This is a genomic window from Stenotrophomonas sp. ZAC14A_NAIMI4_1 (genome assembly GCF_003086915.1).
Classification (GTDB): domain Bacteria; phylum Pseudomonadota; class Gammaproteobacteria; order Xanthomonadales; family Xanthomonadaceae; genus Stenotrophomonas.
Genome location: NZ_CP026002.1, coordinates 554,270 through 572,690, shown reverse-complemented (window position 1 = coordinate 572,690; position 18,421 = coordinate 554,270). Strand labels below are relative to the sequence as shown.

14 protein-coding genes and 2 tRNA genes are annotated in these 18,421 nt (G+C 66.1%); 4 read left to right on the top strand and 12 right to left on the bottom strand.

The features are described from left to right. Window positions 1-36 precede the first annotated feature (36 nt). Window positions 37-1,938, bottom strand: coding sequence for a threonine--tRNA ligase (thrS, locus tag C1926_RS02475; protein ID WP_079222587.1), 1,902 nt, complete (start codon window positions 1,936-1,938; stop codon window positions 37-39). Window positions 1,939-2,371: 433 nt separating this feature from the next. Between thrS and C1926_RS02470 the strand changes: the two genes are divergently transcribed. From C1926_RS02470 to C1926_RS02460, 3 genes are read left to right on the top strand one after another with little or no spacing between them, the layout of a single operon-like run. Further along, window positions 2,372-2,683: a hypothetical protein gene (locus C1926_RS02470; protein ID WP_079222588.1), complete on the top strand. Its 312-nt coding sequence runs from the start codon at window positions 2,372-2,374 to the stop codon at window positions 2,681-2,683. Continuing rightward, window positions 2,683-2,946, top strand: a complete 264-nt coding sequence (locus C1926_RS02465; RefSeq protein WP_108758148.1) for a hypothetical protein — start codon at window positions 2,683-2,685, stop codon at window positions 2,944-2,946. Before C1926_RS02470 ends, C1926_RS02465 begins: the two co-directional genes overlap by 1 nt. A 10-nt stretch (window positions 2,947-2,956) precedes the next feature. Continuing rightward, a complete protein-coding gene (locus tag C1926_RS02460) occupies window positions 2,957-4,516 on the top strand; it encodes a PepSY-associated TM helix domain-containing protein (RefSeq protein WP_079222590.1) in 1,560 nt (519 codons plus the stop codon). A 162-nt stretch (window positions 4,517-4,678) separates the two neighbouring features. Here the strand turns inward: C1926_RS02460 and C1926_RS02455 are convergent, their stop codons facing one another. Next, the gene (locus C1926_RS02455) at window positions 4,679-5,863 is read right to left on the bottom strand and encodes a glycoside hydrolase family 18 protein (protein WP_108758147.1); all 1,185 of its coding nucleotides are present in this window, start codon (window positions 5,861-5,863) and stop codon (window positions 4,679-4,681) included. A gap of 92 nt (window positions 5,864-5,955) precedes the next feature. Between C1926_RS02455 and C1926_RS02450 the strand changes: the two genes are divergently transcribed. Next, window positions 5,956-6,933 (top strand): hypothetical protein, encoded by a 978-nt coding sequence (locus tag C1926_RS02450; protein WP_108758146.1) that lies wholly within the window; start codon window positions 5,956-5,958, stop codon window positions 6,931-6,933. A gap of 148 nt (window positions 6,934-7,081) precedes the next feature. Here the strand turns inward: C1926_RS02450 and pnp are convergent, their stop codons facing one another. From pnp to nuoN, 10 genes are all read right to left on the bottom strand, one after another. Further along, a complete protein-coding gene (gene pnp, locus C1926_RS02445) occupies window positions 7,082-9,190 on the bottom strand; it encodes a polyribonucleotide nucleotidyltransferase (RefSeq protein WP_079222595.1) in 2,109 nt (702 codons plus the stop codon). 150 nt (window positions 9,191-9,340) lie between these two features. Then, window positions 9,341-9,601, bottom strand: a complete 261-nt coding sequence (gene rpsO / locus C1926_RS02440; RefSeq protein ID WP_005410445.1) for a 30S ribosomal protein S15 — start codon at window positions 9,599-9,601, stop codon at window positions 9,341-9,343. A gap of 174 nt (window positions 9,602-9,775) precedes the next feature. Next, a complete protein-coding gene (gene truB / locus C1926_RS02435) occupies window positions 9,776-10,684 on the bottom strand; it encodes a tRNA pseudouridine(55) synthase TruB (RefSeq protein WP_079222596.1) in 909 nt (302 codons plus the stop codon). Window positions 10,685-10,788: 104 nt separating this feature from the next. Then, complete coding sequence (gene rbfA, locus C1926_RS02430; RefSeq protein ID WP_019660575.1) at window positions 10,789-11,172, bottom strand: 30S ribosome-binding factor RbfA; 384 nt, start codon at window positions 11,170-11,172, stop codon at window positions 10,789-10,791. A gap of 200 nt (window positions 11,173-11,372) precedes the next feature. After that, entirely contained in the window at window positions 11,373-14,021 is a 2,649-nt protein-coding gene (gene infB / locus C1926_RS02425) for a translation initiation factor IF-2 (RefSeq protein WP_108758145.1), read from the bottom strand. Window positions 14,022-14,113: 92 nt separating this feature from the next. Next, window positions 14,114-15,625, bottom strand: coding sequence for a transcription termination factor NusA (gene nusA, locus C1926_RS02420; protein ID WP_108758144.1), 1,512 nt, complete (start codon window positions 15,623-15,625; stop codon window positions 14,114-14,116). A gap of 4 nt (window positions 15,626-15,629) precedes the next feature. Continuing rightward, a complete protein-coding gene (gene rimP / locus C1926_RS02415; protein WP_108758143.1) occupies window positions 15,630-16,220 on the bottom strand; it encodes a ribosome maturation factor RimP in 591 nt (196 codons plus the stop codon). 367 nt (window positions 16,221-16,587) lie between these two features. Continuing rightward, window positions 16,588-16,664: transfer RNA gene (locus C1926_RS02410), tRNA-Met, on the bottom strand. Between the two features lie 83 nt (window positions 16,665-16,747). Further along, window positions 16,748-16,824: transfer RNA gene (locus C1926_RS02405), tRNA-Met, on the bottom strand. A gap of 127 nt (window positions 16,825-16,951) precedes the next feature. Further along, window positions 16,952-18,412, bottom strand: a complete 1,461-nt coding sequence (gene nuoN, locus C1926_RS02400) for an NADH-quinone oxidoreductase subunit NuoN (RefSeq protein ID WP_108758142.1) — start codon at window positions 18,410-18,412, stop codon at window positions 16,952-16,954. Window positions 18,413-18,421 lie beyond the last annotated feature (9 nt).

Genomic DNA, 18,421 nt, shown 5'->3' with positions numbered 1-18,421 from the left:
GGTCCGGGCTTCTGTTCGCCCGGACCGGACCTTTGCTTACGCGCCCTCGGCCTGGAGCCGCTCGATGAAGGCCTGCAGGCTCATGCTGCCCAGGTCTTCGCCAGAACGCGTACGCACCGCCACAGCTCCATTTTCCTTCTCGCGGTCACCGATGACCAGCAGATAAGGCACGCGCTGCAACGTATGCTCGCGGATTTTATAACCGATCTTCTCGTTACGCAAATCCGAGCTGACGCGGAAGCCTTGCTCCGCAAGGGTCTTGGTCACGCTGGAGACGTATTCAGCCTGAGCGTCGGTGATGTTGGCCACCACCACCTGGGTCGGCGCCAGCCAGGCCGGGAACTGGCCGGCGTGGTGCTCGATCAGGATGCCGAGGAAGCGCTCCATCGAGCCGACGATGGCCCGGTGCAGCATGACCGGGTGCTTCTTCTGGCTGTTTTCGTCCACGTACTCGGCGCCCAGGCGGCCCGGCATCATGAAGTCGACCTGCATGGTGCCCAGCTGCCAGGTACGGCCGATGGCATCCTTCAGGTGGTACTCGATCTTCGGGCCGTAGAAGGCGCCCTCGCCCGGCAGCTCCTGCCATTCCACGCCGCAGCTGGACAGCGCCGAGCGCAGCGCGCCTTCGGCCTTGTCCCAGGTCGCGTCGTCACCCAGGCGCGACTCCGGGCGCAGGGCGATCTTGACCTGGATCTCGTCGAAGCCGAAGTGCTGGTAAACCGCCAGCGCCTGCTGGTGGAACGCGGTCACTTCCGCCTCGACCTGGTCTTCGGTGCAGAACACATGGCCATCGTCCTGGGTGAAGCCACGCACGCGCAGGATGCCGTGCAGCGCACCGGACGGCTCGTTGCGGTGGCAGGCACCAAACTCGCCGTAGCGGATCGGCAGGTCGCGGTAGCTGTGCAGGCCCTGGTTGAACACCTGCACGTGGCCCGGGCAGTTCATCGGCTTGAGCGCGTAGGTACGCTTCTCGGACTCGGTGAAGAACATCGCGTCCTGGTAGTTGTCCCAGTGGCCCGACTTCTGCCACAGCGACACGTCCAGGATCTGCGGGCAGCGCACTTCGCCGTAGCCGGTGCTGCGGTAGACCTTGCGCATGTACTGCTCGACCACCTGCCACAGCGCCCAGCCCTTGGGGTGCCAGAACACCAGGCCCGGGGCTTCTTCCTGCAGGTGGAACAGGTCCTGCTGCTTGCCGATGCGGCGGTGGTCGCGCATTTCGGCTTCCTCGATGCGCTTGATGTATGCATCGAGCTGCTTCTTGTCGGCCCATGCGGTGCCGTAGATGCGCTGCAGCTGTTCGTTCTGCGCATCGCCACGCCAGTAGGCGCCGGAAATGCGGGTCAGCTTGAAGGCCTTCAGGAAGCGCGTGTTCGGCACGTGCGGGCCGCGGCACATGTCCACGTATTCCTGGTGGTAGTACATGCCCATCGCCTGGATGTCGTCGGACATGTCTTCGATCAGGCGCAGCTTGTAGTCCTCGCCACGGGCCTTGAAGATCTCGACCACTTCAGCGCGCGGCGTCACCTTCTTGATGACGTCGTAGTCCTGGGCGATCAGTTCGCCCATGCGCTTCTCGATGGCGGCCATGTCTTCCGGCGTGAACGGACGCTCGGAATAGATGTCGTAGTAGAAGCCTTCGGCGATGACCGGACCGATCACCATCTTCACGTCGGGGTACAGCTGCTTGACGGCATGGCCGACCAGGTGGGCGCAGGAGTGGCGGATGATTTCCACGCCCTCCTCGTCCTTGGCGGTGATGATGCGCAGGCGGGCATCGTGGTCGATGACGTCGCTGGCATCGACCAGCACGCCATCGACCGAACCGGCGATGGTGGCCTTGGCCAGGCCGGCGCCGATCGACTGGGCGACGTCCATGACGCTGACGGGATTTTCGAATTCGCGGCGGCTGCCGTCGGGAAGGGTGATATTGATCATCGCAATGGCTTCGTGCGGGGCCCGCTCGGGCGGGCTGGAAAGCGTTCCGGGCGGTGCCCGGGCAATAAAAAAGCGCCGCGAGGGCGCCTGGAAACACAGGGCCTTCGGGGGCAGGTCAGCGGTGGGCGGTGGTAGTGCTCATGTCGCACGCTCGGCCGGCGCTGGGCGCGGGCCACCTTGTTCCAGTCAGGGTTCTGCGTCGATCTTAAACCAGCGCGCGGCAAAGCCCAAGGTGCAGCTCCGGTCACCGCTGAACCGGGATCGCTGGCAGCGGGAAATCGCAATGATTACCATGTGCGCGCAGCCATCTCCGTTGGCAGCTTTACCGACCACACCAGGACCCCTCCACCATGCGTCCCGCGTACCTTCCGGCCTGCGCAGCCCCTACGCACGTGGCCCTCAAACAGGCACTTGTACTGCCATGTGCCCGGCAATGATCACCGTGGGCCTGTCGACGCTGGGCTTCTGCAGCCTGGCCATGCTGTCGGCGATGTTTTCCGCCCTGGCGTTCTACGCGGCATCGCCGCACTGCCGCTGGCCACGCCTGCGCCGTGCCGGCCGCCTGGGCCGGCAGATCGGCATGGTCGCGGCGGTCGCCTCGCTGTGGCTGTGGATGGCCGAACTGGGTGTTGCCGCCGGCCTGGTGGCGATGCTGTGCACCTGGATGCTGGTGGCCCTGCTGCTGCCGGCACTGGCGGCCTGGCACCGCCCGGCGGTGGATGGCAGCGCACGGGAGCCGCGCTGATGTGGATGCGCGCCCTGTCGGGCATCTTCGCTGGCTTCTTCCTTGCCGCCGCTGCCACCGGCCTGCTGACCTGGCTGCCGCCGGGGCCGTGGCCGAGCGCGGTGGTGCCGGCCCTGATCGCCTTCGTCCCGCTGTGGATGCTGGCGGCGCTGTGGGCCTTCAGTTTCCGCACGGTGGCGCGCGCCTGGCTGGTGCCCGCCGCCTGTGCCGCCGGCGGCTTCGCCGCGCTGTGGCTGCTGCGCCTGAGCGGCGCGGTGCAATGAGAACGACCGCATGAAATTCAGTTCGCAGACCCTGCGTACCTTCACCACCCTGCACACCTGGGTCGGCCTGGTGGCCGGCTTCGGCCTGTTCGTGGCGTTCTATGCCGGTGCCCTCACCCTGTTCCACCACGACCTGCCGATGTGGCAGACGCCGGGCGCGGCCAGCGTGCTGCCGGCCGGGCTGGATGATGCGCAGTACCTGCTGGACGACGTGCTGGCCAAGCACCCGGAGGCACGCCGCCATGTCGGCATGACCTTCCCCGGCGCCGAGCACCCGCAGCCGCTGGCCTACTGGCAAGGGGCCGACGGCGGCTGGCGCTATGCCTGGCCCGGCCAGACCGGCGGCAGCCCGACGCCGCCGCAGGCCGGCCTGGCCGAGCTGGTCAACGAACTGCACTACAGCCTTGGCCTGCCGGTCGCCGGCATCTACGTGATGGGCATCGTCAGCCTGCTGTACGGCATGGCCCTGCTCAGCGGCGTGGTCATCCACCTGCCCAAGCTGCTGGGTGACCTGTTCGCGCTGCGCCCGGGCCGCAACCTCAAGCAGATGTGGCAGGACGCGCACAACGTGATCGGCGTGCTCAGCCTGCCGTTCCACCTGATGTTCGCGGTGACCGGCGCCCTGCTCTGCCTGGTGTTCATCCAGATCGCCCTGCTCAACCCGCTCATCTTCGAAGGCAAGGCCATGCAGGTAGTGCCTGCGGCAATGGACACCGCACCGGTGCGCGAGGCCGCGGGCGTACCGGCCGCACCGGGCAGCCTGCGCGAGCTGCACGCGCGCGCCCTGGAAGTGGCGCGCGCACAGGGCGTTGCCGATTTCGAACCGGCCTACCTGAAGCTGGCCAATGGCGCAGATGCCAACGCCACCATCGAGATCACCGGCGAATCCAGCGGCACCCTCGGCCCGCTCGGCTCGGTCGCACTGGATGTGGCCAGTGGCCGCGTGCTGGCCAGCCAGCTGCCCGGCCATCGCGATGCCAACCACGCCACGCTCAGCGCGGCGTACGCCCTGCACTTCGGCGAGTTCGGCAACGGCGTGGTGGTCTGGCTGTACTTCCTGCTGGGGCTGGGCGGCGCCTTCCTGTTCTACTCGGGCAACCTGTTGTGGATCGAATCGCGGCGCAAGCGCCGGCAGCCGCAGCAGCCGCGTTCGGGAGTGAACATGGCGCGGGCGACGGTGGGCGTGTGCATCGGCCTGTGCGTGGCGATTTCGGTGGCGTTCGTCACCGCGCTGGTGCTGGAACGCGTGGCCCCGGCCGCGGTGGACCACGGCATCCGCTGGGCCTGCTTCGGCACCTGGGCGGCGTGCGCGCTGTGGGCGGCCCTGCGCCGGCCGGCGCAGGCCGCGCGTGAACTGCTGTGGGCCGCAGCCATCAGCACCGCCTTGGTGCCGGTGATGCATGGCGCACTCAACGGCGACTGGCCGTGGCTGGCCGCCGCGCGCGGGCTGTGGCCGCTGTTCTGGATCGACGTGGTGGCCCTGGCGATGGCGTTCGGCTTTGCGCGGCTGGCGGTGGCCAGCCAGCGCCGTGCCCGTGATGGCGACCCCAACAGCGTGTGGGCCAATTGAGGCACCCGCCGGGCATGGCCCGGCGCTACCGGTACGCACCGCCCCGGTAGAGTCGAGCTTGCTCGACTGCAGTCGCCTCTCCGGTAGAGTCGAGCCATGCTCGACTGCTGTTGATTTCGCGCCAAAGGCAGTCGAGCATAGCTCGACTCTACAAAAGCGTGGTCAATCGCCGACGCGGGCCTTGTGCCACGGTGCCAGCATGGCGTTGAGCAGGCTGGCCTGTTCGTCATCGCCGGTCAGTTCCCACATGAACACGCCGGCCAGGCCCTGCTCGCGGGCGAACTGCGCACGCAGGCCGATCGAACGCGGGTCTTCGTAGCTGATGAAGATCTTCTTGGCCGCGTTGTACAGCCAGGGGCTCTGCGCCTGCGGCTGCCAGTGTTTCGTCCAGCCCGGCTGGTCCAGGTAACGGGCCTTGATCACCCGCCAGTCGCCGGCATCGGCCGGTGTGCTGTAGGCCTGGTACAACCCATCAGGCGCCTCGCCGGTCACCTTGAAGCCACGCCCGTAGAACGGCACGCCCAGCACCAGCTTGTCGGCCGGCACGCCATGGTCGCGGTAGTACTGCACCGCGCCGGCCACGTTGTTCCAGCGCCGCAGCTCCGGCGCCAGCGGGTCGGCTGCCACTTCATGCAGCGGCGCGTTGAAGGTGGACACCGCCGAGAACCCGGTGCCCATGTCGTAGCTCATCAGATTGATGAAATCGAGTACATTGGCCAGCGCCGGCAGGTCATAGCTGGCGGCCGGATCATACGGGCCATCGGTCTGCAGGCGGCCGGCTGCAAGGGCGGCGGTCAGCAGCATCGGCTGGCCAAGCTTACGGCCGCGCGCATCCAGCGCCACGCGGAACGCCTGCGCGAGCCGGGTCATGTTCGCGCGGTCCTGCGGGCGATGGGCCAGCTCCTTCGGGCCGCCACTGACCGGGAATTCCCAGTCGATGTCCACGCCATCAAAGCTGCCCGCGTACTGGTCGAAGAACAGCGCCATGCACGAATCGACCAGGCGCTTGCGGCTGGCCTCGGTCAGCGCGGCATCGGAAAAGCCACCTGCGCCCCAGCCGCCGATGGAGATCAGCGTGCGCAGGTGCGGGTGCGCCTTCTTCAGCTCGGCCAGCGCGGCGAAGTTGTCCGGCGCTTCGGCGCCGACCGTGCAGCGCCCGGCTTCGATGGTGGAGAACGCATAGAACAGGTGGGTGAGGCGATCGGCTGGAATACGCGACACCGGGTAGCGCTCGGCCGAACCGCCCGGGTAGTAGGCACCGTAGATCGGCGGCTGCGCCGCGTGGCTGGCGACAGGAACGGCGGCGGCGATCAGCAGGGCAAGCCCGGCCAAGGTCTGGCGCAACATGGAAACTCCCGGTAGGTAGAGACGAGCGTGCTCGACTCTACACGGATCCGGCATCGGCTAAGGTAGCCGCGGATCTTCAATCGCACACGGACATGAGCACAGACGACAACGCCTCCCACGATGACACCCAGGATGCACTGCAGGCCCTGGAGGCACGCGCCTATGCGGCGTTCGACGATGGCGAGCTGGTGCAGGCTGCGGACCTGCTCGGCGAGCTGATCGGCCATGCGCCAGAGATCCCCTACCTGCATTACATGCGCGGGCTGGCGCACAAGTACCTGCGCAACTGGCCTGCTTCGCTGCAGGACAACCTGCGTGCGGCGCAGGTGCGCGGCGACTTCGACGAGGCCACGGCCTGGAATGCCGGCATCGCTGCCTCGGCCCTGGGCGACTGGGCCGAGGCACGCCGGCAGTGGACGCACTGTGGCATCACCCTGCCCGAGGGTGAGGGGGCAATCGCAGGCAACTTCGGCGTGGCCTGCGTGCGCCTGGCACCCTGGGCCGATGCCGAGGTGGTGTACATGAGCCGCATCGACCCGGTGCGCGCGCGCATCGACAACGTGCCGCTGCCCGAAAGCGGTTTCCGCTTCGGCGACATCGTGCTGCATGACGGCGCCTCCACCGGCCGCCGTACCTACGGCGACGGCGACGTGCCGGTGTTCAACGCGATGCAGCGCCTGCAGGCATCGGACATGGCGACCTTCACCGTGTTCGTGCAGTGCGACGCGGCCGAGGACATCGCGGCGCTGGAAGCCCTGAACCTGCCCGGCATCGGCACGGTCGAGGATTGGACCGCCACCGTGCGCCGGCTGTGCCGCCGCTGCAGCTACGGCACGCCGCACCGGCATGACGACGACGCCGGCAACGATGATGGCGGTGGCTGGGCACGCGAGCGTGATCTGGGCATTGCAGCCCAGGGCCGGGCTGCGGTGGAAAAGCTGCTGGCCACCTGGACCGCTGCGGCACCGGGGCGCGTGCTGCAGGCCATCGAGCAGCGCGAGCATCCGCTGAGTGATCCGGCGCCGGGGCAGGTGTGGTGGCTGGGCGAGGACGAAGAGGACGCGTCGTAGAGTCGAGCTTGCTCGACTGCAGCGTGAGGACCAACGGTCCTCACCCACGGAATCGCAGGCAAAGAAAAAGCGGGCCGAAGCCCGCTTTTTCATTTTCGAAGGCGTGAGGACCAACGGTCCTCACCTACCGTAATCGACCGTAGGTCGATTACTCGGCGCTGGCGCCTTCGCCTTCTTCCACGGCCTTCATCGACAGGCGGATACGGCCCTGCTTGTCGACTTCCAGGACCTTGACCTTGACCACATCGCCTTCCTTCAGCACGTCGCCGACCTTCTCGACGCGGTCGCTGGAGATCTGCGACACGTGGACCAGACCGTCCTTGCCCGGCAGGATCGTGACGAACGCACCGAAGTCCATGATCTTGGCGACCTTGCCTTCGTAGATGCGGCCCGGCTCGACGTCCGAGGTGATCTGCTCGATGCGGGCCTTGGCGGCCTGGGCAGCGATGGCGTTGACCGAAGCGATGACGATGGTGCCGTCATCCTGGATGTCGATCTGGGTGCCGGTTTCCTTGGTGATGGCCTGGATGGTCGAGCCACCCTTGCCGATCACTTCGCGGATCTTGTCCGGGTGGATCTTGATGGTCAGCAGGCGCGGCGCGTAGTCCGACAGCTCTTCACGCGGAGCGGTCAGGCCGTGGGCCATTTCGCCCAGGATGTGCAGACGGCCAGCCTTGGCCTGCTGCAGAGCCTGCTTCATGATCTCTTCGGTGATGCCTTCGATCTTGATGTCCATCTGCAGGGCGGAGATGCCCTCAGCGGTACCGGCAACCTTGAAGTCCATGTCGCCCAGGTGATCTTCGTCACCCAGGATGTCGGACAGGACGACGAAGCGATCGCCTTCCTTGACCAGGCCCATGGCGATACCGGCAACCGGTGCCTTCACCGGCACGCCGGCGTCCATCAGGGCCAGCGACGAACCGCAGACCGAGGCCATCGACGAGGAGCCGTTCGACTCGGTGATTTCCGAGACGACGCGGATGGTGTACGGGAAGGATTCCAGCGACGGCATCACAGCCAGCACGCCGCGCTTGGCGAGGCGACCGTGGCCGATTTCGCGGCGCTTCGGGCCCATCATGCGGCCGGTCTCACCCACCGAGTAGGGGGGGAAGTTGTAGTGGAACAGGAAGTTTTCCTTGTACTCACCGGAGACGGCATCGATGACCTGGCCATCACGGGCGGTGCCCAGGGTGATGGTCACGATGGCCTGCGTTTCACCGCGGGTGAACAGCGAGGAACCGTGGGTACGCGGCAGGATGCCGGTCTGCACGGCGATCGGGCGGACGGTGTCCAGCTGACGGCCGTCGATGCGGACCTTGGTGTCCAGCACCGAGTTGCGCATGGTGCTGTATTCCAGCTCGCCGAATTCCTTCGACAGCTCGGCCGGGTTCCAGCCTTCAGCGGCCACGCGGCCAGCCAGGGTTTCAACCACGTCCTTCTTGATCGCCGAGATGGCGTCACGGCGCTGCAGCTTGTCGCGCACCTGGAAGGCTTCGCCCAGGCGCGGGCCGATGGCTTCCTGCAGGGCGCTGATCAGCACGTCGTTCTTGGCCGGGGCCACCCAGGTCGACGGCTTGGTGCCGGCTTCCACGGTCAGCTCGTTGATCGCGTTGATGACCTTCTGCATTTCGCGGTGACCGAAGGTCACGGCGCCCAGCATCACGTCTTCGGACAGCAGTGCGGCTTCGGATTCAACCATCAGCACCGCGTTGGCGGTACCGGCAACGACCAGCTCCAGCTCCGAATCCTTCAGTTCCGACACGGTCGGGTTGAGGATGTACTCACCGTTCTTGTAGCCGACCTTGGCGGCGGCGATCGGACCCTTGAACGGGGTACCGGCCAGCGACAGGGCAGCCGAGGCACCGATCAGCGCCGGGATGTCACCGTCGATCTCCGGGTTCAGCGACATCACCGTGGCGATGATCTGGACTTCGTTCTTGTAGTCTTCCGGGAACAGCGGACGGATCGGACGGTCGATCAGACGCGAGATCAGGGTTTCCTTCTCGGTCGCGCGGCCTTCGCGCTTGAAGAAGCCACCCGGGATACGGCCACCTGCGTAGAACTTCTCCTGATAGTCACAGGTCAGGGGGAAGAAATCCTGGCCTTCGCGCGCGCTCTTGGCGGCAACGGCGGAGACCAGCAGCACGGTGTCGTCGAACTTGACGATGACGGCGCCACCGGCCTGACGGGCGATTTCGCCGGTTTCAAGCGTGACGGTGTGCTTGCCGTACTGGAAGGTTTTGGTGATTTTTGCCACGGAGGGTGTCCTTGGGGATGCTGTCTGCGAATTTGGACCGTCGGCGACCCTTGCCGCCTGCGGGTGACCGGATCGTTCCGGTCTGAATCGGTATTTCGGTGCTACAAAACAAAACCGCGGCGCATCGCTGCGCCGCGGGGGATTCTTTGCTTAGCGACGCAGGCCAAGCTTTTCGATCAGGGCCTTGTAACGCTCGACGTCCTTCTTCTTCAGGTAGTCGAGCAGGCTGCGACGGCGGTTGACCATCTGCAGCAGGCCGCGGCGGCTGTGGTGGTCCTTCTTGTGGGTCTTGAAGTGGCCGGTCAGCAGTTCGATGCGGGCGGTCAGCAGGGCAACCTGGACTTCCGGGGAGCCGGTGTCAGCCGAGCTGCGCTTGTTGTCTTCAATGACCTTCTGGGTGTCGATCGACATTTTCTTTTTTCTCTGTGATGCGTGGCCGGCAGGAACGCGCTTCGCGCACCGCCAGGCTCGCCGTGGACTACGAGGATGAAACCTGCGCGAGGCAGGCTGCCGGAAAACGGCCGCGAAATTGTAACGGTCAGGGGCTCCGGGAACAAGGACCGGGGCTGAACCGCCCTCCCCCGGTCAGAGGTTGAACCGGCGCTGTGGGGCCAGCAGGCCACTGTCGTCGACCTGGCCCAGGCCCTGGACAGCATCGTCCGGACCGTACACGGCCACCAGGCCGCGCGGCCACGACGCGTCGCGCTGGCGCTGGCCGACACAGAAGCGATGGGCCTGTTCAGCGTCGAGGTCGACGCGCGGGTATTCGGCCAGGCCGGCGGCCAGCGGCAGCAGCAGTGCGTCCATGCCCGCTTCGTCGCCGGCCTCGACCATCGCCCGCAGCTGGTCCAGGGTGACCATGGCCGGGGCATGGAACGGCTCGACCCACAGCCGGCGCAGCGCGCTGATGTGGGCGCCGCATCCCAGCGCCTCGCCGAGGTCGCGGGCCAGGCTGCGGATGTAGGTGCCCGAACCGCAGGTCACGCGCAGGCGCAGGCGATCGGCCTGCTGCTCGAGCACCTCGATGGCCTGCACGTGCACCTCGCGCTCGGGCGCCTCGATGGCTTCACCGCGGCGGGCCTTCACATACAGCGGCTCACCACCCTGCTTCAGCGCCGAATAGATCGGTGCCCGCTGCAGGATGCGGCCGGTCAGCGGCGCCAGGGCGGCCTGCAGGGCTTCGGCACTGATGGCCGGCACCGGGCGCTGCAGCAGCACCTGGCCTTCGGAATCATCGGTATCGGTGGTCTGGCCGAGCTGGATCTCGGCGTCGTAGGCCTTGGCCGAGCCCAGCAGCAGGCCGGCGATCTTGGTCGCCTCGCCGAAGCACAGCGGCAGCAGGCCGGTGGCCAGCGGGTCAAGGCTGCCGGTATGGCCGCCCTTTTCGGCACGGAACAGGCGGCGGGCCACCTGCAGGGCGGCGTTGGAGCTCATGCCGGTCGACTTGTCGAGCAGCAGGATGCCATCCAGGCGGCGGAACTGAATTCGGGTCATGACAGGATTTCGTAGCGTCGAGCCATGCTCGACTGCCGAAGCGCGGCCAGCGTCGGGCCTCACACGGTCAGAATGGAAAACGCCGGGCATCACCCGGCGCAAGCTTATTCTTCGTCGCTCTCGCGACGCTTCTCCGCGGCCAGTGTATCGGGCAGGTCGCGCAGGAGGTTGTCGATGTGCTCACCACGGTCGACCGAGTCGTCGTAGTGGAAATGCAGCTCGGGCACGTGGCGCAGCTTCATCGCGCGGGCCAGGTCCATGCGCAGGCGGTAGCCCAGCTCCTTCAGCCCGGCCACGGCTTCGGCCGAACGTTCCGGCATCAGCGCGGTGACGAACACCTTGGCATGGGCCATGTCGCGGGTGATTTCCACGTCGGACACGCTCACCGAGGGCAACCCGTGCTCGCGCACGGCGTTGTGCACCAGGGTGCCGAGTTCACGGCGCAGCTGGGCGGAGACACGGTCGGTTCGATGGAAAGTCTTGGGCACGAGAGGCTCTTGGTTCAGTTGTCGCCCGACCAACGGTCGGGCGCTACTCTTGATTCAATGGCCGCCCGACCAACGGTCGGGCGCTACATCTACAGGGTCGCCTGACCAACGGTCGGGCGCTACATCTACATGGTACCCGACCGTTGGTCGGGTTCTACATCACGGTAGGGCCCGACCGTTGGTCGGGCCACCTTGCAGCATTACAGGGTGCGCGGCACTTCGATACGCTCGAAGCACTCGATCTGGTCACCCGGCTTGACGTCGTTGTAGGCCTTCACCGCGATACCGCATTCGGTACCGTTGCGGACTTCCTCGACGTTTTCCTTGAAGCGGCGCAGCGATTCCAGCTCGCCCTCGAAGATCACCACGCTGTCGCGCAGCACGCGGATCGGCTTGTTGCGCTTGACCACGCCCTCGATGACCATCGAACCGGCAACGGCGCCCAGCTTGGAGCTGCGGAACACGTCGCGGACTTCGGCGATACCGATGATCTCTTCGCGGATTTCCACGCCCAGCAGACCGGAGGCCACCTGCTTCACCTGGTCGATCACGTCATAGATGATCGAGAAGTAACGCAGGTCCACGCCGTTGGATTCGATGATGCGACGGGCCGAAGCATCCGCACGCACGTTGAAGCCGATGACGGTGGCCTTCGAAGCGGCGGCCGAATTGGCGTCCGACTCGGTGATGCCGCCCACGCCGGAGTGGATCACGTTGATGCGGATGTCTTCGTTGGACAGCGCGACCAGTGCCTGGCTCAGGGCCTGCACCGAACCCTGCACGTCGGCCTTGATGACCAGGTTGAGGACCTGCTGGCCCTCGCCCTTGCCCAGGGTCGCCATGATGTCTTCCATGCGGCTGCCAGCGGTGGCAACCAAGCGCGATTCACGGCGCTTGGTCTCACGCTGCTGGGCAACGTCCTTGGCCAGGCGCTCGTCCTCGACGACCACGAAATCGTCACCGGCTTCCGGCACGCCGGACAGGCCCAGGACCTGCACCGGGATGGACGGGCCAGCGAACTCCGGCTGCTTGCCGGTTTCGTCGAACAGCGCACGCACGCGGCCGTACTGGATGCCGCACACCAGGTAGTCGCCCTTCTTCAGGCGGCCCTGCTGCACCAGCACCGTCGCAACCGGGCCACGGCCCTTGTCCAGCGACGATTCGATCACCACGCCTGCGGCGCGGCCTTCGTCGACGGCCTTCAGTTCCAGCAGTTCAGCCTGGACCGAGACGGCGTCCAGCAGGTCGTCGATGCCCAGGCCGGTCTTGGCCGAGATCTCCACCATCTGGATGTCACCACCGAAGTCTTCGGCCACGACCTGCTCGGAGAGCAGCTCGTTCTTGACCCGCATCGGGTCGGCACCGGACTTGTCGATCTTGTTGATGGCCACGATCAGCGGCACACCCGCCGAACGGGCGTGCTGGATCGCTTCCTTGGTCTGCGGCATGACGCCGTCGTCGGCGGCAACCACCAGCACCACGATGTCGGTCAGCTTGGCACCGCGGGCACGCATCGAGGTGAACGCGGCGTGGCCCGGGGTATCCAGGAAGCTGATGACGCCCTTCGGCGTATCAACGTGGTACGCACCGATGTGCTGGGTGATGCCACCGGCTTCGCCGTGGGCGACCTTGGTGCGGCGGATGTAATCCAGCAGCGAGGTCTTGCCGTGGTCGACGTGGCCCATGATGGTGACCACCGGCGGGCGCTGCACGGCTTCGCCCTGGTCTCCACCGGTCGAGGCCAGCAGTGCGTCTTCGGCATCGTTGTCATTGGCACGGATCGCCTTGTGGCCGAGTTCTTCGGTCACCAGCGCGGCGGTGTCATGGTCGATGGACTGGGTGATGGTGGCCATCACGCCCATCTTGAACAGCGCCTTCACCACCTCGCCGCCCTTCAGCGCGAGCTTCTGCGCCAGGTCGGCCACGGTGATGGTTTCGCCGATCGCCACTTCACGCACGACCGGTGCGGTCGGACGCTCGAAGCCGTGCGGACCGGCATTGTTGCCACCACGCGACATGTCGCGACGGCCGCCACTCTGGTTGCGGCCACCCGGACGACCACGGTTGTTGCTGTTGTTGCTGTTGCCACGACGCGCACGGTCGGCAGCCGACAGGTGCATCTGGCCGGCGAAGCGATCGCCCGGGCCACGCTCGTTGCGCGGCGCGCTGCGGTTGTTGCGGTCGTCGCTGCGCGGCGGCGCCGGCGGTGCACCACGCGGTGCGGCCGGAGCAGCAGCCGGGGCACGCGGCGGGCGCGGCGCGGTTTCGTCGATCGGCGCACGCTTGGGCTTGGTGGCAGCCAGGGCCTCGGCGGCCTTGGCGGCCACTGCAGCTTCCTCGGCAGCCTTCTTCTCGGCCTCGGCGCGTTCCTTGGCGGCAACTTCTTCCTCACGGGCACGGACGATGGCTTCGTCGCGCAGACGATCCTTTTCGGCCAGGGCCTGCTGTTCGGCGAGGTTGCGGGCGCGCGACTCTTCCAGCTTGCGCAGGATGTCGGCACGCTCTTCGTCCGGCGTCATGGCACGCGCACCATCCTTGACGTAGGTACGCTTCTGGCGCACCTCGACATTCACGGTCGTCTTGCTGCGACCGGAATTGACCGTCACTTCCTGCTGTTTCCGGCGGTTGAGCGTGATCTTCTTTGCAGATTGATCAGTCTCCTCCGGGGCCTGCTCGGGCTTGCCGTGCGAACGACGAAGGAAGCCCAGGAGCTTCACCTTCTCGGTGCTGGTCACGACCTGGTCGGGACCGCTGAACTTCATGCCGGCACCGGCCAGCTGTTCCAGCAGTTTCTCGACCGGCGTGTTGACCAGTTCGGCAAGCTTGCGGATGGTGGTTTGCTGCGACATTCGGATCCTATGATCTTGTGGGCGCCCCCCCGCAGATGGAGGTGGCGCGGATTCTACGCCCTGATCGGCTCAGGGCCCTGTTCATTGCCGGCTCATTCGCCGCGTTCCAGTCGGGCGATCTCCTCGGCACGCGCGGCCAGGATCAGCGCCGCGGCGCGCTCCTGGTCCAGCCCTTCGATGCCGAAGTCCATGACCTCGTCGGCGGCCAGGTCGGAAAGCTCCTCGCTGGTGCGCACGCCGTGGCCGGCCAGCGCGTAAGCGGTGGCTTCGTCCATGCCCTCAAGGGACAGCAGGTCCTGCGCCGGCTGGCCGTCTTCAAGGCCTTCCTCGACTGCCAGGGCCTCATTGAGCAGCGCATCGCGGGCACGAGCGCGCAGCTCTTCGACGATGTCCTCGTCGAAACCTTCCACGGCCAGCAGTTCGCCGACCGGGACATATGCAATTTCTTCAACCGTGCCGAAGCCTTCGCTGACCAGGATGCCGGCGATTTCCTCGTCCACTTCCAGCTTGTCCATGAACAGCTGGCGGGCCGAGGCCTGCTCGGCTTCGGACTTGGCGGTGACCTGGTCCTGGGTCATCACGTTCAGCTGCCAACCGGTCAGGCGGCTGGCCAGACGCACGTTCTGGCCGCCCTTGCCGATGGCCTGGGCCAGGCGGTCTTCGGCCACGGCCAGATCCATCGAGTGCTTGTCTTCATCGACGATGATCGACTGCACTTCGGCCGGCGCCATCGCGTTGATGACAAAGTTGGCCGGGCTGTCGTTCCACAGCACGATGTCCACGCGCTCGCCATTGAGCTCGTTGGACACGGCCTGCACGCGCGAACCGCGCATGCCGATGCAGGCACCGATCGGATCGGTACGGGTATCGTGGGCCAGCACGGCGATCTTGGCGCGGTCGCCCGGATCGCGGGCACAGGCCTTGATTTCCACCAGGCCCTGGCCGACTTCCGGCACTTCGAGCTTGAACAGCTCGATCATGAATTCCGGGGCGGCGCGGCTGATGAACAGCTGCGGGCCACGCGGTTCCGAACGCACTTCGGCCAGGTAGCCGCGCACGCGGTCACCGGCGCGCAGCACGTCGCGCGGGATGCCCTTGTCCTTCGGGATGAAGCCTTCGGCGTTGCCGCCCAGGTCCACGTAGATGTTGCCGCGCTCGGCGCGCTTGACCACACCGGTGATCAGCTCACCGACGCGATCCTTCCACGCATCGACGACCTGCTGGCGCTCGGCTTCGCGCACGCGCTGCACGATGACCTGCTTGGCGGCCTGGGCGGCGATGCGGCCGAAATCGGGGTTTTCAATCTGTTCTTCGATGTAGTCACCGACGTCCACGCCTTCGGCTTCGTCGATGGCGTCCATCAGGCGGATCTGCCGGTCCGGCGATTCCATGACCACGTCATCGGCCACCACTTCCCAGCGGCGGAAGGTTTCGTAGCTGCCATCCTTGTGGTCGATGACCACGCGGGCCAGCACTTCCTCGTCGGGATAGCGCTTCTTCGCTGCGGAAGCCAGGGCGGCCTCGATCGCATCGAAGATCACTTCACGCGGCACGCCCTTCTCGTTGGCGACCGCGTCCACTACCAGCAACAGTTCCTTGCTCATTGGCTCACTCCGCGCGCGGCTTTTTTGCCGCCGGCTCGTTGGAAGAAGAATTCTTGTCCGGCTTCGGACGCTTCGGCGCCGGGCCGGTCGGCTTGCTCGGGGCCAGGCCCAGGGCAACCCAGTCCGGCATGATCCGGGCCTTGTCGATGTTGTCGGCCGACACGACCACTTCGGTCTTGTCGACGATGAAGGTGATGGTGTCCGCGGCCTCGTCGGTCGCTTCGATGCGGCCCTGCAGGCGACGACGGTTGTCCTGCGGCAGCTTCAGCGTGACCTTGGCCATTTCGCCGAGGTGACGGGTGAACTGCTCCAGGTTGAACAGCGGACGGTCGACGCCCGGCGAGGACACTTCCAGCGTGTAATTGCCGCTGATCGGGTCTTCCACGTCCATCTGCGCGGACACTTCGCGGCTGACGCGCTCGCAATCGTCCACGTTGATGATGCGCTCGGGCTGTTCAGCCAGCGGCACGTCGATGTAAAGGCGCAGGGTCGCACCGCCGGGGGCCGGCAGATACTCAACGCCCAGCAGCTCCAGGCCCAGCGACACAACGGTCGGGGCGAGCAGATTCGCGATGTCGGTTGCCTTGTCGCTCACAGCCTGCCTTGATCTCTTGGTTGGGTGCCGGCCACAGCCGGCGGGAAAACATGACGCCCCGGAAACGACAAAGGGCCCGCTGGGCCCCTTTTTCCGGAAAGACTCCGGTGACTGGATTCCGGTTGCAGCCCGCTGCGTAAGCGGATTGCGAGCCCTCCTTCCGGACCGGGTCTCCCGATGGGAGGCCGCCTTCAGGGGTACTGCCTAGGCCGCTGATGATAGCGGCTGCACCGCACTGGTGCAAGGTGCGGGCCCGGGGTCAGATCCCTTTTCCGGCAGGTAGTCGAGCATGGCTCGACTCTACAGAAACGGAAGACCCCAAAGAAAAACGCCTTCGAAGCAGGACTTCGAAGGCGATCTCTTTACTTGGTAGCGGGGGCAGGATTTGAACCTGCGACCTTCGGGTTATGAGCCCGACGAGCTGCCAGACTGCTCCACCCCGCATCAGAAGCGGAATTATGAGTGATAACTTCAAAACATGCAAGCTTTCCCTCATTCATCAAATCGGTTGGCGCCGTTTCGATGTTTGGTAGCGGGGGCAGGATTTGAACCTGCGACCTTCGGGTTATGAGCCCGACGAGCTGCCAGACTGCTCCACCCCGCACCGGAAGTGTTTGAACTGCTGCCCTGCTCTTTCGAGGAGGGCTACCGCAACGATGTTCTGGCTGAACCGCTGCAGTGACAACTCAGGCTGCGCATATTACACGAATCGCGCAGCTTTGTGTCAACTTTTATGCAAGATGCGCAAATGCCTGCTGGCACCAGACCATGATCGGGTTCCAGGCCAGGCCCAGAGCCAGCAGTGCCAGGGCATTCACGCCCAGCACCACGCCCAGCACGCGGTCGTTGTTGCGCGGCATGGCCTCGCCCACCGGCTCATCGAAGTACATGACCTTGATGACGCGCAGGTAGTAGAAGCAGCCGACCACGGCGCACAGCACGCCCAGGATGGCCAGCCACAGCAGGCCGCCGTTGACGGCTGCGCCGAGCACGGCCAGCTTGGTCCAGAAGCCCAGGAACGGCGGGATGCCGGCCAGCGACGCCATGATGCACAGCACCAGGCCGGCCATCCACGGGTTGCGGGCGTTCAGGCCCTTGAAGTCCTCGATGTTCTCGGCTTCAAAGCCGGCGCGCGACAGGGCGATGATCGCACCGAAGGCGGCGGTGGACATGATGGCGTAGGCCAGGGCGTAGAACAGCGCGGCGGCATAGCCCTGCGCGCCACCACCGGCGATGCCCATCAGCAGGAAGCCGATGTGCGAGACGGTGGAGAACGCCAGCATGCGCTTGAGGTTGCTCTGCGCGATGGCCATCAGGTTGCCGATGACCAGCGACACGGCGGCCAGGCCGGCGATGAGCAGCTGCAGTTCGGTGGACAGCGGACCCACGCCCATTTCCAGCAGGCGGTACGCCATGCCGAAGGCGGCCAGCTTCGGTGCCGAGCTGATGAACAGCGCGATCGGTGCCGGGGCACCCTGGTACACGTCCGGCAGCCACATGTGGAACGGCGCGGCACCCAGCTTGAAGGCGACGCCGGCGATCATGAACACCGCACCGGTGATCAGCAGCACACGCTCCTCAGAATGCGGGATGGCGGCCTGGATGGCGTCCAGGTGCAGGCTGCCGGTGGCGCCGTAGATCAGCGACATGCCGTACAGCAGCAGGCCCGATGCCAGCGAACCGAGGACGATGTACTTCATCGCCGCTTCCGAAGCCAGGCCGCTGTCGCGGTTGCTGGCCACCAGGGCGTAGGAGCACAGGGCCAGCAGTTCCAGGCCCAGGTAGACCATCAGCAGGCTGCCGGCCGAAACCAGGATCATCATGCCGGCGGTGCCGAACAGGATCAGCACCGGGATCTCGCCCTGGAACAGGTTGCGGTCGCGCAGGTAGCGCCAGCCGTAGACCAGGGTCAGGCCGCTGAGCAGCACGATCCCGGTCTTCATCACGTCCGCGGCGGTATCGCGCACGAACATGCCGTGGAAGACCTCACCCTGCCCGCCCACGCCGGTGGCGAGCATGAACAGCACCACGGCCAGGGCAGCGACCGAGAACAGGTGGGTGACGATCTTGTTCCGGTTGCTGACGAACAGGTCGAGGATCATCAGGGCGAAGGCGCTGCCGATCAGCACCAGCTCGGGAGCGAGCGGTGGCAGGTCAGCGGCGGTCAATGGCAACAGCGGCGAGGTGGTCATCATCAAATC